At 46.5% G+C, this 331-nt stretch carries 1 protein-coding gene; it reads left to right on the top strand.

Annotated features, from left to right (window positions below):
- On the top strand, positions 1 to 331 hold a 331-nt coding region (locus tag A3735_RS10210), incomplete at both ends, for a DTW domain-containing protein (RefSeq protein WP_156499584.1).

Below are 331 nucleotides of genomic sequence, written 5' to 3'. Positions count from 1 at the left end.
GCCTTTTTCTGCTCGTGGTAGCAAGTTAGAAAGGTGCCCGTCATGCCTATTAGTTGAGCATCATTGCATCTGTGCAGAGCGACCCGTTGTTGAGGCTGCTTGTGCATTTTGTTTTATTCTCTATCAGGGGGAAGTATTTAAGCCCAGTAATACCGGACGCATCATCGCAGATCTTATCCCTGACAATTATGCTTTCCAGTGGCAACGTACCGAGCAGGAGGCTGCTTTGCGCGATCTATTGGAGAATCCAGATTACTTTCCTATCGTGGTCTTTCCTCATGAGTATGCAGAAGCTGATCAGTGTATTCGAAACCCGGTTGAAATAGAGAGT

The sequence above is a fragment of the Oleiphilus sp. HI0061 genome (genome assembly GCF_001635675.1).
Note: the sequence above shows the minus strand (reverse complement) of the source record. Positions and strands in the feature narration are given on the sequence as shown.